This is a genomic window from Xanthomonas sp. NCPPB 3959 (genome assembly GCF_056675575.1).
In genome coordinates this window covers 200,749-216,427 of the sequence record NZ_JBWWVR010000004.1, presented here as the reverse complement: position 1 = coordinate 216,427, position 15,679 = coordinate 200,749, and the positions used below count along the sequence as shown (strand labels likewise).

Here is a 15,679-nt window from a genome sequence, read left to right as displayed (position 1 = left end):
TGTCTGCACGCACGCGGGGCCATCCTTGTGCCTCAAGTCGTTGCAAGGAATCCTCATGAATACACGTCGCCAATTCCTCTCCGCCGCCGCTGCTGGCACCGCTGCGTTGGCCGCTGCGCCGTTGTTGGCACAGTCGTCCGCGCCTGGCAGCGTGATGCCGACGCGCGGCAAAACCACCGTATCGAAGCTGCCTGCCAACGCAGCGACCAAGGGTGCGCGGTATCGCCCTGCGAGCCGTCTAGGCTTTGGTGGCGTGGCGATCGGCAATGGATTCGCAGCGACCAGCGATGCGCAGAGCGAAGCGACCCTGGCAGCGGTGTGGGAGTCGGGCGTGCGTTATTTCGATACCTCGCCGTGGTATGGGTTGGGATTGTCGGAGCGTCGCACCGGTCATCATCTGCACAATCACGCCGCAGACGAATACGTGCTGTCGACCAAGGTCGGGCGCCTGCTCACAGCGACCGACAAACCGCCGAAGACGATGTGGCAGCAGCCCTCGCCCTTCGACTATCGCTATGACTACAGCGCCTCCGGTGTGCGCCGCTCGATCGAAGACAGCCTGCAGCGCCTGGGTGTGTCGCAGATCGATATCGCCTACATCCACGACCTGTCGCCGGAGAACGAGAAAGACCTCGGTATGCCGTGGGAACAACGCTTTGCCGAAGCGGTGAAAGGTGCCATGCCCGAGCTGACCAAGATGCGCAAGGAAGGCCTGATCAAGGCCTGGGGTTTCGGCGTCAATCGTCCGGAACCTGCCTTGCGTGCGATCGAAGAAGCCGACCCCGACATCTTCCTGCTGGCCTGCCAATACTCGCTGCTCGATCACGCGCGTGCACTGCATGACACCTTCCCGAAGATTGCCAAACATGGCGCCTCGGTCGTCGTTGGCGCGCCGCTGTTGGCGGGTTATCTGGCCGGGCGCGAGCGTTATCTCTACGACGGCAGCGTGCCGGAATGGGCGCCGGCCATGCGACAGAAAGCGCTGGCCATCTGCGACCGCCACAACGTGGATCTACGCACCGTCTCGCTGCAGTTTGCCGCCGCACCGCAAGTGGTCTCGGCGGTAATTCCGGGCGCGCGTACGGCAGAGCAGGCGCATGCGAATGCAGCCTCGATGCGCGTGGCGATTCCGGCAGCTGTGTGGGAAGAGCTCAAGCGCGAGCAAGTGATCGAAGCGGATGCGCCGGTGCCTGTTGTGAGCTGATGCAGCTAAGAGCGGCTGACAAAACCTAGCGAGCGAGCGCCTGTCAGTGAGTGCAGTGGTTTTGCCGGCCGCATCTTGGTGGATGCAGTCAGAGGTCCAGATCAGACACTGAGGGGGCCGAATGCGCGGTGCCCTTACCGCTCGCGGGACACGCCGCAAGTACGTCCATGTAGGCTCGGTGGCGGTATCCATGCCGCCACACGGTCCCGCAATCGGCGAGGACACCGCACCATAAAGTTGGTCGGTGGTTGGGTGAAAGCCTGCCTGTGATCGCGTTGCGTATTGCGTTGCTAAGCTGATCGACGCAGCGTTATCCGAACAACACACGTCATGCGTTGCTTGCAACCATGCGCACCGACCATCTCGACGGGTCCTTGCCCGCCCACCGTCGCGGGACCTTACGCGGCATGGATGCCGCGTAAGAGCCTACAGGGACGTACTTGCGGCGTGTCCCGCGATGGTGGGCGGGCAAGGGCCCTGCAGCCAAGCCGCAGATCAGCCGGCCTGCAGTAGCCTGACGTGAAGTAGTTTTGTTAGCCGCTCTAGTTGATCAAATAGAGTGACGCATCAAGGAATCAACAGCGGCCGCAACGCAGGCACCTGCTTTGCCAACTCGTCGGCGACAATCGCCGCGAACATATCCGCGCCGTCCGCACCAAGATGCGTGTAGTCGAATGCGAGTTTGGCCTGGCCCATCGGCTCGGCGCTGGCATTGTCCTGTGCAGCGGCGGGGACGCTGCCAGCTGCCGCGATCTTTGACGACGCCGACACCGGCGCATGCAATGCCTGCGCCGGCGTCTTGCCAATCGTGGTGCCCGATTGCGCGGCAATCACTTGTTCCGGATCGGCAGGGCGCTGCGCCAGCCGCATCGCCAACACCGGGCCCATGCCCTGCACCAGCGCACGGCTGCGCGCATGCAGGTCGATCAACGGCACCTGTAACTCGCGTGCAACTGCGCGTGTTGTCTCCGCCCACGGCGCCAAGTCGTCGATTAATTGGCCGCGTTCGAATTGCCGCCGCGTCAATGGCGTGACCAACACTGGGATCGCACCGGCGGCACGTGCGTCGGCGACATAACGGCGAAGATTCGCCGGGAATTCGGTCGCCAACTCGGTGGAGCGCCCCGGTTTGCCTGGTTGATCGTTGTGCCCGAACTGGATCAACACAACCACCTGTCGATAGCCGCCGCTGCGCAGCTCCTTCAGTGCGATCTCCCACGAGCCTTCGGCGCGATAGTTGGACGTACTGCGGCCACCGCGCGCCAGATTGAGGCAGCTCAGGAACGAGGTCACATGCTGCGCGCAAAAGCTCGGCCCCCAGCCACCTTGCACGGCGGTGGTGGAGTCGCCGACCAGCACGATCTTGCTGGCGGCAAATTGCTTGCCGCTAGCGGCTACGTTAGACGCTGGCACGCCTGCAGTTGATGCATCAACCGGTGAGGCATCTGCAGCGTACGCAGCAGGTGCAGCAATTACTGCCAGCAGAACCAACAGTACAAGAGATGAAAAACGCATGAATCACCCATGAGGAAAGCGATCGGAAAACGCAAGGTAGTCAGAAGGCGAAAGATGATCAGAAGACCGCAGGCAGGCAGAAGAGCTAAAGCACGATGACCCGAGCCGCGCGCTGATGGGCGCCTACACGCACGCCAGGCCGTGCCGCCGCGGAGTGCGATCAGACCACGCTCGACCTCGACCTTGACCACGAAAGTCAGTCAAAAGGTACCGCGTTGAATGAAAGGCGCTTGCTGATACAGCTTGCGCTCGCCACTGCGCGGATCGTGGTCGAGCCGGCTGGGTGTATCGAACAGCAACGTCTCGCGCTGCTGCAACGAATACTGTCGCCAACGCGGCAGACCACGATGATTCGGGTCGCCGTTGCGCGCGAATGCAATCAACGCCTCGCTCATCTGCGCGGCCATGCGCTGCGCATCGGCGCCATCGCCGGTGCGCGAACCCGGTTGCGCAGTGGTATCGAAGACCAGCGGAATATCCAGCGTGTGGAAGGCGCCGAACTTGCCGCCATCCAGTGGCGAGCCCCAATCCAGTTGATAGACCCAGGTGGGTGCGCCTTGACGTGCGCGTGCCTCGGCTTCTTCGACCGCGCCGCGCCACGAGCGCCCTGCGGTGGTCGCGGCGAAGAACACGTCCGATGGCGAATACTGCGGATACAGCCGGCGGTATTCGGCAATCACCACCTGCCGCAGCAGATCCACGTATTGCTGGGTTTCCAGCCTGGCCGGCAGCTCGTCCCAGCTCAGCGCGAAGTTCTTCGCATCGTTGCCGAGAAACGCGCGGGTTTCATCGCGGGTATTGCCGATCACCAGCGGAATCTTTGCCGATTGCAGCGGGGCGGTCGGCCAGAACGGATGCACCGGCACATTGCGCGCATCCAGCACCGGGCCGAAATACAACGCGCTGTTTTCCACCCGCGAGGGATCGCGCACTTGCGCGGCAGCCAGCAGCTGCTCAATTGGTAGCGTGCGGATGCGCGCAAGCGCGCCGGGCGCAAGTTTCAATGCATCCAGCAGCAGTTGCGCGCGCTGGGTGGCCGCGCGCGGGCCGGCCACGGTGACCTGCTGTCCGCTCATGGTCCACGCGCGATGGAACAGGCCGCGTGCGGCGGGCATCGCCATCAAGGTGGCGATCTTGGCGCCGCCACCGGACTGGCCGAACACGGTGACATTGCCGGCATCGCCGCCGAATTCGGCCGCGTGCTGGCGCACCCACTGCAGTGCCTGGATCAGGTCCAGCTGCCCGGCATTGCCGGAGTCGGCAAAGCTCGTATCGCCCAGCTGCGCCAGCGACAGATAGCCGAACAGGTTGAGCCGGTGGTTGACGGTGATCACCACCACATCGCCGCGCTTGCACAGGCGCACGCCGTCGTAGAGCGGGTCGCTGCCGGAGCCGGTGGTGTAGCCGCCGCCGTGGATATAGAACAGGATCGGCCGCTTGCCGCCATCGCGCAGACCCGGCGTCCACACGTTGAGGAACAGGCACTCCTCGCTGGTGGGTTCGCTGGCCTTGGGTTGCGGCGCGGCGGCACCGAAGGCGCTGGCGTCGCGCACGCCCTGCCAGGGCGTTTCCGGCACGGGCGCCTGAAAGCGCCGCGCTGCGGTGTCGCCGCCGTAGGGGATGCCCTTGAACACGCAGATACCTTGATCGCGATAACCACGCAGTGCGCCGCCACGCACGTGTGCCAGCGGCGTACTGTCGTCGCGCGCAGGCGCTGTTGCGACCGCGCCTGCGAAACCCGGCAGCGCAGCTGCAGCGGTGGCAAGCAAGCCACCACGCAGGAGTGTGCGCCGCCGCGCGTCGGGCGTGGATGGTGACGTCATCGCGCGGCGTCCTGCGCCGGTACAGATGCGGGTGCAGGTGCAGCGACAGATGCATTCGCAGTCGTCGCAGTCGAGGGCGTTTGCGCCTTGCTGACATGCGCGATCCAGGCCTGCGCCAGCTGCGGCCACGCGGCCACGGTCAGCCCGGTGCCGCTGGCGGTACCGAAGCCATGACCGCCCTGCGGAAACACATGCAGCTCGCTGGGCACGCCGGCACGCAGCAACGCGTCATGCATCAACAGGCTGTTGCGCACCGACACCACCGTGTCGTCCTGCGCATGCAGCAGAAAGGTCGGCGGCGTGCGTGCATCCACATGCAGGTGCGGCGAGTACGCGCGCACCTGCGCATCGCTCGGAGTGCTGCCGAGCAGGCGCTCGCGCGAGCCCGCGTGTGCGTTTGCGCTGTCCATGTCGATCACCGGATAGATCAGCAGCTCGAAATCCGGCCGCGCGCTCAGCGCATCGGCCGCATCCAGCTTCGGGTACACCTGCGCGGCATAGCGGGTGCCCAGGCTGGCGGCGACGTGACCGCCGGCCGAGAACCCCATCACCCCGACCCGCTGCGCGTCGATGCCGTAGCGGGCGGCATTGGCGCGGATCAGCCGCAGCGCGCGCTGTGCATCGGCCAGCGGCACGTCGGCTCCGTGCGGATGGCCTTCGCCGGGCAGGCGGTAGCGCAACACGAACAGCGTGATCCCGGCCTGGTCGACGAAGCTGGGCACCAGCGCGCTGCCTTCGTTGTCCAGCACGATGCGCTGGTAGCCGCCGCCGGGGGTGACCAGCAGGGCAGTGCCATTTGGCTGCTTGGGCCGGTAGACCACCAGGTAAGGCGTGCTGATCTGCTGGATGTAGCGATCGGGCAGGGCAGGGTCGCTGCTGCGCTCGATGATGCGCTGCGGCTGCTTCAGCGCGCTGTCTCCCGGTGCCATCCCGCTGGGCCATAGCGCGATCCGGCTGGCCTGCTCGGCCCTGGTATCGGCACTGGGCACCTCGGCCGCAACCACCGGCCCGATCAATACTGAGGTCGCCAGCAACACCAGCGGCAGGCACCGCCGCATAGCAACTGAAAACGCCGCAAAACCACGCGTTTGGCTTGTCTGTTCCATCCACCCCTCCCAGGGTTACTTCGCTTTGAAGGCTAACTTTGCCGCACTGCACATTGCCAATGACACCGGTTTACCATATACAGCACACCGTGCCACTGTCGATTGGCAGTGCAACAAAAACACTAGCAGGGAGACACCCTTGAGCAACGACGCCGCCACCCCGCCATCGTCCACATCCATGCTGTCGCAGATCGCCCAGCAGTTTGTGGAGGCACGCCGTGCAGGGGCATCGCTGCCCGACTTTCCCGGGCAAATCCCTGAGGATCTGGTCACTGCCTATCAGGTGCAGGACATCGCCATCAGCCAGTGGGACGACCAGGTGGTTGGCTGGAAGGTGGGTTATATCGCCGCCGAGCGCCGCGACGCCTCCGGCGACGACCGCCTGCTGGGGCCGATCTTCTCGCACAAGCTCTGGAATGCTACCGGTGGAACAACGCAGTTCCCGATCTACCAGGGCGGCTTCGGTGCGGTAGAGGCCGAATACGTACTGCGCCTGGAAGCGGATGCTCCCGCCGAGCAGACCCACTTCACCCCGGAGCAGGCGGCGCAGCTGCCGGCCACGTTGTTCATCGGCGTGGAGATCGCCAGCAGCCCGTTGGCGACCATCAACAAGCTGGGCCCGCGCGTGGTGATTTCCGACTTCGGCAACAATAACGGCCTGATTCTGGGCCCGGAAGTGACCGACTGGCTGGCACGCGACGAGTCCGCGCTGACTGCCGAAACGCTGATCGACGACCAGGTTGTCGGTACCGGTGGAGCCACCACGTTGCCGGGTGGATTGCGCGCCGCCTACGCGTTTGCGCTCAGTCGTTCGGCCCAGCGCGGGCGTCCGCTCAAGCGCGGTGATCTCATTGCAACGGGCAATGCCACCGGTATCCATGACATCGAAGTGGGACAGCGTGCCCTGATTCGCTTCGCCGGCATCGGCGACATTTCCTGCACGGCTGTGTCCGCTACCTGATTCGGACCCAGTGACCAGACGCTTGGGAGGGCGCCAATGATCACACGCAGACATTTCCTCGGTGCCGGGCTCGGTGCCGCCGCGGCCGGCCCCTGGTTGGGCGCCGGTGCCACCACGCCGATCCCCGGCGGGCAATTGTTGACCGCCACCGACGTGCATATCGGCGACTACCCCACCGTGGAAGCGGTGCGGTGGTTCGGCAAGCAGCTCGAAGCACGTACCAACGGCCGGCTCAAGTTGCGCCAATACCACTCCGGCCAATTGGGCCGCGAGTCGGAGGCGATCGATATGGCGCGCTTCGGTGCCATCGACATCACCCGGGTGTATTCGGGCGCGTTGAACAACACCTTTCCGCTCACTCAGGCGCTGTGCCTGCCGTACGTGTTCGACTCGGTGCCGCATCTGCGCCGTGCCATCGACGGGCATGTGGGCGACAGCGTGCTGCGTAGCTTCGAGCAGCGCGACCTGGTGGGCCTGGCGATCTACGATTCGGGTGCGCGTTGCTTCTACAACACCAAGCATCCGCTGCACCGCCCGGAAGATCTCAAGGGCCTGAAATTGCGTGTGGCCTCGTCCGATATCTTCCTCAAGCTGATGCGCATGCTGGGCGCCAATCCCACCCCGATGTCGCTGGGCGAGACGTTCTCGGCGATGGAAACGCACATGATCGACGGTGCGGAAAACAACATGCGCAGCTTCCAGTCCAGCCGTCATTTCGAGGCGGCGCACTACTGGTCGCAGAGCGAGCATTCCTACGCGCCGGACATCCTGGTGATGTCGCGCAAGAGTTTCGAATCGCTGAGCCCGGCCGACCGCGGCCTGGTGGTGGAACTGGCACGCGCCTCGGTGCCGGTGATGCGCAACCTGTGGGATGCCTCGGAAGTGATCGCGCGTAAACAGGTGATCGACTACGGCGTCAAGCTCAATCAGGTCGACATGCCGGCGTTCCGCGCCGCCTCCGCCCCGCTGCTGGCCGAATACCGCAAGCAGCCGGAGATCGAAGCGTTGTACCGCCGCATCCGCGATTTCGCATAGAGGTGATCCAATGACCGAACCCGAGACTCTCGCCGTCCCGGTCGCGCCGTTGCAGCGCGCGCTGGACCGCGTTTCCGACACTGCCGTTGGCGTGGCATCGCTGGCCTTGCTGGGCCTGGTGGTCGTGCAGGGCTGGCAGGTATTCACCCGCTACGTGCTCAACGACTCGCCCAGCTGGACCGAGCCGGTGACGCTGCTGCTGCTCAGCACCGCGCTGAGCCTGGGCGCGGCCGCCGGCGTGCACACCAACCGCCACTTCGGCTTCTATCTGCTGGGCGAACACGTGCCGCCGCTGGTGCGCAAGGTGTTCGACCTGATCCGCCCGCTGATGATCATCGCCATTGGCGCGGTGCTGGCGCGCTGGAGTGCGGCGCTGCTGCTCGATGGCCTGGACATCAAGATGGCCGGCGCGCAGATGCCGCAGAGCATCAACTACCTGCCGCTGTCGATCGGCGGTGCGCTGATGGTGGTGTTCGCCTTGTACAAGCTGTGGCGTGTGCTGCGCCCGATCCACACCGGAGGAGTGCGCTGATGGGCATCGCCATGTTGTTGGGAACCTTCGTGGTGCTGCTGCTGATCGGCGTGCCGGTGGCCTATGCGCTGGGCGCGGCCGCGCTGACCACGCTGCTGTATCTGGACCTGCCCACGGTGGTGCTGGTGCAGCAGATTTCCGCCGGCAGCGGCTCGGCCTCGTTGATCGCCATTCCGCTGTTTATCTTCGCTGGCGAGTTGATGCTGCGCGGTGGTATTTCCGAACGCTTGATCGCCTTGGCCTCGTCGCTGGTGGGGCGCGTACGTGGTGGGCTGGGCCAGGTCAGCGTGCTGTCGTCGCTGTTCTTCGGCGGCGTGTCCGGCTCGGCGATTGCCGACGTCTCGGCGGTCGGCGGCACCATGATTCCGCAGATGATCAAGCGCGGTTACGACCGCGATTACGCGGTGAATGTGAGCATGACCGCCGCGCTGGTGGCGCTGCTGGTGCCGCCCTCGCATAACCTGATCCTGTTTTCCGCAGCGGCCGGTGGCGGCATCTCGATCGCCGATCTGTTCGCCGCCGGCATCTTCCCGGCGCTGTTGATGACTGCAGCAATGATGGTCACCGGCTATGCGGTCGCACGCCATCGCGGCTACGGCACCGAGCCGTTCCCCGGCTGGCGCGCAGTGGCGTTGCGCCTGTTCGGCGCATTGCCGGGCTTGGGGTTGGTGGCGCTGATCTTCATCGGTATTCGCGCCGGCATCTTCACCGCAGTGGAGAGCGCCGCGATTGCGGTGGTCTACGCGTTGATCGTCACCGCGCTGCTGTATCGCCAGCTGCGTTGGGCCGAGTTCTTCGCCGCGGTCACGCATGCCGCGCGCACCACCGGCGTGATCCTGTTCGTGATCGCCACGGCTGCAGTGTTCGGTTGGTTGCTTGCGTACTTGCAGGTGCCGGCGGCCGCAGTGAAGTTCCTGCAGGCCATCGCCGACAGCAAGAACACCGTGCTGCTGATGATCGTGGTGATGCTGTTGCTGCTGGGCATGTTCATGGACCTGGCACCGAAGATCCTGATCTGCACACCGATCTTCCTGCCGGTGGTCAAGGCCTACGGCATCGACCCGATCCACTTCGGTCTGGTGATGGTGCTGGCCGGCGGTATCGGTTTGATCACCCCGCCGATCGGCTCGGTGCTGTTTATCGGCACCTCGATCGGCCAGATCACCATCGCCCAGAGCATGCGCACCATCTGGCCATTCTGGTTGGCGGCGTTATGCGTGTTGCTGATCGTGGCGTTTTTCCCCGAACTGTCGTTGTGGTTGCCGCGGGCACTGCGCGCGTAAGGGCACTACTCCATCCACTGCGTATCCGTCGGCAGGGCGCGGTCGGGGCGAACGAATCGGCATCTACCACGTGCGATTCCACCGCCCCGGCCACCCCATCCGACAGTCGCTTGGCGACGCTGCATGAGCTGTGCTCAGCGCCGCTGCTGGCGGGAGTTTCCGCCGTCATCCCAGCGGCCGACGATCTAAGGCGTCGGCCGCCGCATCGCCCCGCAGGTTGGGGGTCAAGGAGAGAGCATGCGTATGCGTAACACTTCACCCTGTTTGCGTTGGCTGCTGGCCAGCGGCCTGCTGCTGTGTGCCGGGCTAAGCGCTGCGGCCGACTGGAAGCGCGGCATCGAACAGCAGCGCATTGCCGACCAGGGTAACGGCACCTTCCTCAACCCGGTGCTGGCCGGCGATCACCCCGATCCGTCGGTGCTCAAGGACGGCGACGACTACTACCTCACGCTGTCCTCGTTCGATGCCTATCCGGGCCTGCCGATCTGGCATTCGCGCGATCTGGTCAACTGGCAACCGCTGGGCCATGCCATCAGCCAGAACGTCGGCGCGATCTGGGCGCCGGATCTGATCAAGCACGGCAAGCGCTATTACATCTACTTCCCGGCGCGCCGCGGCGACCAGGGCGAGCGCAGCAACTTCGTGGTCTGGGCCGATGACATCAAGGGCCCGTGGAGCAAGCCGATTGACATCGGCCTGGGCAAGTACATCGACCCCGGCCATGCAGTGGGCGAGGACGGCAAGCGCTATCTGTTCCTGAGCGGCGGCGATTACGTGCAACTCTCCGACGACGGCTTCAAGGTGGTGGGCACGCCCAAGCACGTCTACGACGGCTGGAAGTACCCGGAAAGCTGGGACGTGGAAGGCTACGCCCAGGAAGGCCCCAAGATCACCCGCCACAACGGCTGGTACTACATGACCACCGCAGTGGGCGGCACCGCCGGCCCGCCGACCGGGCACATGGTGATCACCGCGCGCTCGCGCTCGATCCACGGCCCCTGGCAGAACGCGCCCAACAATCCGATCACCCGCACCAAGAGCGCCGACGAGCCGTGGTGGTCGCGCGGCCACGCCACCCTGGTGGAAGGCACCGACCAGCGCTGGTGGATGCTCTACCACGGCTACGAACACGGCTACTGGACGCTGGGCCGGCAGGCGCTGCTCGACCCGATCGAGTGGACCGCGGACGGCTGGTTCGTCGCCAAGGGCAGCGACCTGGGCACGCCGTTGAAAAAGCCCAGCGGGCAGGCCTTGCCGCATGGCCTGAGGTTGTCGGACGACTTCCGCGCCAACACGCTCGGCCCGCAGTGGTCGTTCTTCAACCCGGCCGCCGACGAAGCCAAGCGTCTGCAAGTAGGCGATGGCGTGTTGCGCCTGCAGGGCAAGGGCAGCGCCCCGCGCGACGCCTCGCCGCTGACCCTGATCGCGCCCGACCAGGCCTATCAGTTCGAAGTGCAGATGACCGTGGCACCGGGCGGGCAGGGCGGGGCGCTGTTGTTCTACAGCGACAAGCTCTACGCCGGGGTGGGGAGCAACGGCGAGAACTTCGTCATGCACCGCTATGGCGAAGAACGCCCGGCCAAGCTGGCGCCCAGCGGCAAGGGCGGCGCGCTATGGCTGCGCGTCACCAACAACCGCCACATCGTCACCATCCACAGCAGCATCGACGGCACCACCTGGACCAAGTACCCGGTACAGATGGAAGTGTCCGGCTATCACCACAACGTGGCCGGCAAGTTCCTGGCACTGAAACCGGCGCTATATGCGTCCGGCCAAGGCCAGGTGGAGTTCCGCAACTTCCGCTACCGCGCCCTGGACTGATCGTTCTGCACTGCCGGGCATGCTGTGGCGCATCACGCCACGGCGCCCTGGTCATGGCGGATTCGGGACATCGGCAAGCCTGCGAAGGCTTGCCGGCCCGCTGGCCGGTAGAATCCAATCAACTTCAATGGTTGACCGCTATGCCCGCCCGCAAGATGCCTGAAGAGGGAATGCCCGGCCTGCCGAAGGGCAAGGTAGCCACGATCAACGACATCGCCCGGATGTCCGGGGTGTCCAAGAAGACCGTCTCGCGGATCATCAACAATTCGCCGCTGGTCCGCCAGGACACCCGCGAGAAGGTCGAAGCGCTGATGCGCGAGGTCGGCTACTCGCCCGACCCGCTCGCGCGCGGGCTGGCGTTCCGGCGTTCGTTCCTGATCGGCATGGTCTACGACAACCCCACCGCGCAGTACATCGTGGACATGCAGTACGGCGCGCTGGACGCGCTGCGCGGCTCCAGTTTCGAGCTGGTGGTGCACCCCTGCGACAGCCGCAGCCCCGGCTATATCGAAGGCGTGCGCCGCTTTGCCCAGGCGCAGAAGCTGCACGGGGTGATCCTGGTGCCACGCGCCTCCGAGGACCAGGCGCTGGCCGACATGCTGGCCGAGATCGGCTGCCGCTACACCCGTATCGCCTCGGTCGCGCTGGACGCCACTTCGCAGACGGTGATCACCCACGACCGCGACGGCGCCGCCGAGGCCGCCGACTACCTGCTCTCGCTCGGCCACCGCGACATCGCCCTGGTCACCGGCCCCAGCGCCTACCGCTCCTCGGTCGAGCGCACCTCGGGCTTTGCCGACGCGCTGACCCGGCGCGGCATCGAACTGCCGCCCGAGCGCATCGTCGAAGCCGGCTACACCTTCGAATCCGGCGTGGCCGCCGCCGAAAAGCTGCTGCTGGGCAAGAAGCGCCCCACCGCCATCTTCACCGGTAATGACGAAATGGCCGCCGGTATCTACAAGGTCGCGCTGCGCGCCGGCATCAACATCCCGCGCCAGCTCTCGGTGATCGGCTACGACGACAGCTCGCTGGCCTCGCGGCTATGGCCACCGCTGACCTCGGTGCGCCGCCACACCCGCGACACCGGTCGCACCGCCGCCGCGATGCTGATCCAGCCCGACAACGCCCCGCAACTCCCCACCGCCAGCGTGCGCCCGCACCTGATCGTGCGCGATTCCTGCCAACCGCCGGAAGATTGAGCACGTAAAACCTCTCTCCCTGCGGGAGTGCGCCCAGCCTCGCACCCTCATCCGGCGCTACGCGCCACCTTCTCCCGACGGGAGAAGGGAGTGAGCCCCTCTCCCTCCGGGGCGAGAAGGCACGGCTTGCGCGCCATGGGCGCGCGTGCCTTGGAGCGCCCGCGCCGCAAGCGCGGGCCGGGGCGCGGAGCGGGGGTTGGGGTGAGGGTACGGCGGCAGACAGCCATCTGAGAAAGCTTAGCCATGAGCTGACGGAGGAGGCGCACACGAGCCTCTACCCCGCACCCAACACCGCGCGCAGCCTCGCACCCTCATCCGGCGCTTACGCGCCACCTTCTCCCGCAAGGAGAAGGGATTCCCACGCTATCGTGCACTGCGCAATGACACCGGTTAACCAGAGCCGGTAGACTATGCCGGTGCAAGCCAATATCCCCCTTGCTTGCTACCGGAGATCGCGCATGTCCCTGTACTGCAAGACCCACTACGCCACCCATCCCGATGCCATCAAGGGCGCCAGCAACGACGACCTGCGAGAGCTTTATCTGCTCGATGGTTTGTTTATCGACGATGCGGTGACCCTCAAATACACCCACTACGAGCGCTTTGTGCTCGGTGGCGCGGCACCGCTCGGTAAAACGCTGGAGCTGCCCAAGCAGACCGAACCTGCTTCCGCTGCCGGCCATCCGTTCCTGGAGCGCCGTGAGCTCGGCATCCTCAATGTCGGCGCCGGGACCGGCACCGTGACCGTGGACGGCACCGCCTACACGCTCGGGCCAAAGGACGGCCTGTACGTGGCAATGGGCAGCACCGAGGTCACCTTCGCGTCCGTAGACGCCAGCAACCCGGCCAAGTTCTACCTGGCCTCCACGCCGGCGCACGCGCGCTTCGAGACCAAACAACTCTCGATCAAGGATGCGGTGGCACTGGAGCGTGGCGCGCTGGAAACCAGCAACGAGCGCACCATCTACCAGTACATCGTGCCGGCCACCTGCCAGTCCTCGCAGTTGCTGCTGGGCCTGACCGTGCTCAAGCCGGGCAGCGTCTGGAACACCATGCCGCCGCATCTGCACGACCGCCGCAGCGAGGTGTATTTCTACTTCGATCTTGGCGCCAACGACCGCGTCTATCACTTCATGGGTGAGCCGGACGCGCAGCGCCACATCGTGATCCAGAACAACGAAGCGGTGGTGTCGCCGCCGTGGTCGATCCACATGGGCGCCGGCACCAGCAATTACGCCTTCATCTGGGCGATGGGCGGCGAAAACCTGGATTACACCGACATGCACGTGCTGGACATCTGCCAGCTCAAATGACGCTGGCGCTTGCAAGGCAATACTTAATCAGCGCAATAACTCGGTTAATGCGATTCATCAGCCAAGTTAATGCAATAACTCCATCAATGCGTGGCCGCGCAGCGCGCGGACGCAACACACTCATCCAACGTGGCATCACCCAGCAGGAGCGATAAGGTAATGAGCAATCCGTTCAGTCTCGAAGGCAAGGTCGCACTGGTCACCGGTGCCAACACTGGCCTGGGCCAGGGCATCGCGCTGGCACTGGCACAGGCGGGCGCCGACATCGCCGCCGCCGGCATCCAGGCGCCGACCGAGACCGAAGAACTGGTCAAGGGCCTGGGCCGCCGCTTCATCGCCATCCAGGCCAACCTGATCAGCCTCGAGCCAGTCGAGCGCATCCTCAAGGAAACCCTGGACGGCCTGGGCCGCCTGGATATCCTGGTCAACAACGCCGGTCTGATCCGCCGCACCGACGCGGTGGATTTCAGCGAGCAGGATTGGGACGACGTGATGAACGTCAATCTGAAATCGGCCTTCTTCATGGCCCAGGCCGCCGGCCGCCATTTCATCGCCCAGGGCAGCGGCAAGATCATCAACATCGCCTCGATGCTGTCGTTCCAGGGCGGCATCCGCGTGCCGTCGTACACCGCCAGCAAGTCCGGCATCGCCGGCATCACCCGCTTGCTGGCCAACGAGTGGGGCAGCAAGGGCGTGACCACCAACGCCATTGCGCCCGGCTATATGGCCACCGACAACACCGCCCAGCTGCGTGCCGACGAAGCGCGCAACAAATCCATCCTGGACCGCATCCCGGCCGCGCGCTGGGGCGTACCGGCCGACCTCGGCGGCACCGCAGTGTTCCTGGCCAGCAGCGCCTCGGATTACGTCAACGGCGCCATCATCCCGGTCGACGGCGGCTGGCTGGCACGCTGAGAAAACCGCGTCGTTCCCTTCTCCCTCCGGGAGAAGGTGCCCGAAGGGCGGATGAGGGTCGGCATGCACGCGCACGACCCGACCCAGACACTCATCAAGTCCGCCACCCAAGCGCACGCATCACCACATTCCAAACAACTTTCCCCAACCCAATCGGAGCACCCCATGAAAATCGCACTCATGAATGAGTTTAGTCAGGCCGGCAAGAACCCGGTGATCCTGCAGCAGCTCAACGACGTCGCCAGCGAACAAGGCCACAGCGTGTTCAACGTCGGCATGGACGGCGACAACGACCACCGCCTGACCTATATCCATCTGGGCATCGTCGCCAGCCTGCTGTTGAACTCCAAGGCGGTCGACTTCGTCGTCGCCGGCTGCGGCACGGGTCAGGGCGCGATGATGTCGCTCAACGCGCATCCGGGCGTGTTCTGCGGCTACTGCATCGAGCCGACCGACGCCTACCTGTTCGCCCAGGTCAACAACGGCAATGCGCTGTCGCTGGCATTCGCCAAGGGTTACGGCTGGGGCGCGGAAATCAACGTGCGCTACATCTTCGAAAAGGCCTTCAGCGGCGAGCGTGGCCTGGGCTACCCGGCCGAGCGTCGTGAATCGCAGGCCGCCAACGCCGGCATCCTCACCCAGCTCAAGCAGGCCACCGCCAAGTCGTACATCGACGGCCTGCGCGCCATCGACCCGGAGCTGATCAAGCAGGCCGTCGGCGGCGAGCGCTTCCAGCAGTGCTTCTTCGACAACGCCCAGGACGCCGAGATCCGCGCCTTCGTCGCCGGCGTACTGGGCAAGCCGGAAGCCGCTGCTGCCGCAGCGTAACTAGCCAATGCGTTTTAGCCCCTCTCCCGCCGGGAGAGGGGTTGGGGTGAGGGTACGGCGGAAGACAGCTGGCCTAAACGGAAAAGGCTTGAAAGGCTTGAGACGACAGTAAGGCCGTCCAACATTTCCGATGCCGCCGCACCC

13 protein-coding genes are annotated in these 15,679 nt (G+C 65.2%); 10 read left to right on the top strand and 3 right to left on the bottom strand.

Going from position 1 to position 15,679, the window contains the following annotated elements; all coding sequences use genetic code 11:
• Window positions 1–55: 55 nt before the first annotated feature.
• Entirely contained in the window at window positions 56–1,204 is a 1,149-nt protein-coding gene (locus AC1KVG_RS07010) for an aldo/keto reductase (protein ID WP_481093908.1), read from the top strand.
• A 567-nt stretch (window positions 1,205–1,771) separates the two neighbouring features.
• Here the strand turns inward: AC1KVG_RS07010 and AC1KVG_RS07005 are convergent.
• The 3 genes from AC1KVG_RS07005 to AC1KVG_RS06995 form a co-directional block, all read right to left on the bottom strand.
• Window positions 1,772–2,719, bottom strand: coding sequence for a rhamnogalacturonan acetylesterase (locus tag AC1KVG_RS07005; RefSeq protein WP_481093907.1), 948 nt, complete (start codon window positions 2,717–2,719; stop codon window positions 1,772–1,774).
• A 200-nt stretch (window positions 2,720–2,919) separates the two neighbouring features.
• Window positions 2,920–4,542 carry a carboxylesterase/lipase family protein gene (locus tag AC1KVG_RS07000; protein ID WP_481093906.1) on the bottom strand — a complete coding sequence of 541 codons (1,623 nt, stop codon included), beginning with the start codon at window positions 4,540–4,542 and terminating at the stop codon, window positions 2,920–2,922.
• Window positions 4,539–5,648, bottom strand: coding sequence for an alpha/beta hydrolase (locus AC1KVG_RS06995; RefSeq protein WP_481093905.1), 1,110 nt, complete (start codon window positions 5,646–5,648; stop codon window positions 4,539–4,541). Before AC1KVG_RS06995 ends, AC1KVG_RS07000 begins: the two co-directional genes overlap by 4 nt.
• A gap of 139 nt (window positions 5,649–5,787) precedes the next feature.
• Here AC1KVG_RS06995 and AC1KVG_RS06990 point away from each other — a divergent pair, with 139 nt between their 5' ends.
• The 9 genes from AC1KVG_RS06990 to AC1KVG_RS06950 all read left to right on the top strand — a co-directional run bounded on the left by AC1KVG_RS06990 (window position 5,788) and on the right by AC1KVG_RS06950 (window position 15,535).
• Window positions 5,788–6,609 carry a 2-keto-4-pentenoate hydratase gene (locus AC1KVG_RS06990; protein WP_023902089.1) on the top strand — a complete coding sequence of 274 codons (822 nt, stop codon included), beginning with the start codon at window positions 5,788–5,790 and terminating at the stop codon, window positions 6,607–6,609.
• Window positions 6,610–6,645: 36 nt separating this feature from the next.
• Window positions 6,646–7,644, top strand: a complete 999-nt coding sequence (locus tag AC1KVG_RS06985) for a TRAP transporter substrate-binding protein (RefSeq protein WP_006452154.1) — start codon at window positions 6,646–6,648, stop codon at window positions 7,642–7,644.
• Window positions 7,645–7,654: 10 nt separating this feature from the next.
• Window positions 7,655–8,176: a TRAP transporter small permease gene (locus AC1KVG_RS06980; protein ID WP_006452153.1), complete on the top strand. Its 522-nt coding sequence runs from the start codon at window positions 7,655–7,657 to the stop codon at window positions 8,174–8,176.
• The gene (locus AC1KVG_RS06975; RefSeq protein WP_481093904.1) at window positions 8,176–9,459 is read left to right on the top strand and encodes a TRAP transporter large permease; all 1,284 of its coding nucleotides are present in this window, start codon (window positions 8,176–8,178) and stop codon (window positions 9,457–9,459) included. Before AC1KVG_RS06980 ends, AC1KVG_RS06975 begins: the two co-directional genes overlap by 1 nt.
• A gap of 237 nt (window positions 9,460–9,696) precedes the next feature.
• A complete protein-coding gene (locus AC1KVG_RS06970) occupies window positions 9,697–11,280 on the top strand; it encodes a family 43 glycosylhydrolase (RefSeq protein WP_481093903.1) in 1,584 nt (527 codons plus the stop codon).
• Window positions 11,281–11,420: 140 nt separating this feature from the next.
• Window positions 11,421–12,479, top strand: a complete 1,059-nt coding sequence (locus AC1KVG_RS06965; protein WP_006452150.1) for a LacI family DNA-binding transcriptional regulator — start codon at window positions 11,421–11,423, stop codon at window positions 12,477–12,479.
• A gap of 458 nt (window positions 12,480–12,937) precedes the next feature.
• Window positions 12,938–13,792: a 5-dehydro-4-deoxy-D-glucuronate isomerase gene (kduI, locus tag AC1KVG_RS06960; RefSeq protein WP_481093902.1), complete on the top strand. Its 855-nt coding sequence runs from the start codon at window positions 12,938–12,940 to the stop codon at window positions 13,790–13,792.
• Window positions 13,793–13,951: 159 nt separating this feature from the next.
• The gene (kduD, locus tag AC1KVG_RS06955) at window positions 13,952–14,707 is read left to right on the top strand and encodes a 2-dehydro-3-deoxy-D-gluconate 5-dehydrogenase KduD (protein WP_023902094.1); all 756 of its coding nucleotides are present in this window, start codon (window positions 13,952–13,954) and stop codon (window positions 14,705–14,707) included.
• A 165-nt stretch (window positions 14,708–14,872) separates the two neighbouring features.
• Window positions 14,873–15,535, top strand: a complete 663-nt coding sequence (locus AC1KVG_RS06950; protein ID WP_115037011.1) for an RpiB/LacA/LacB family sugar-phosphate isomerase — start codon at window positions 14,873–14,875, stop codon at window positions 15,533–15,535.
• Window positions 15,536–15,679: the final 144 nt, after the last annotated feature.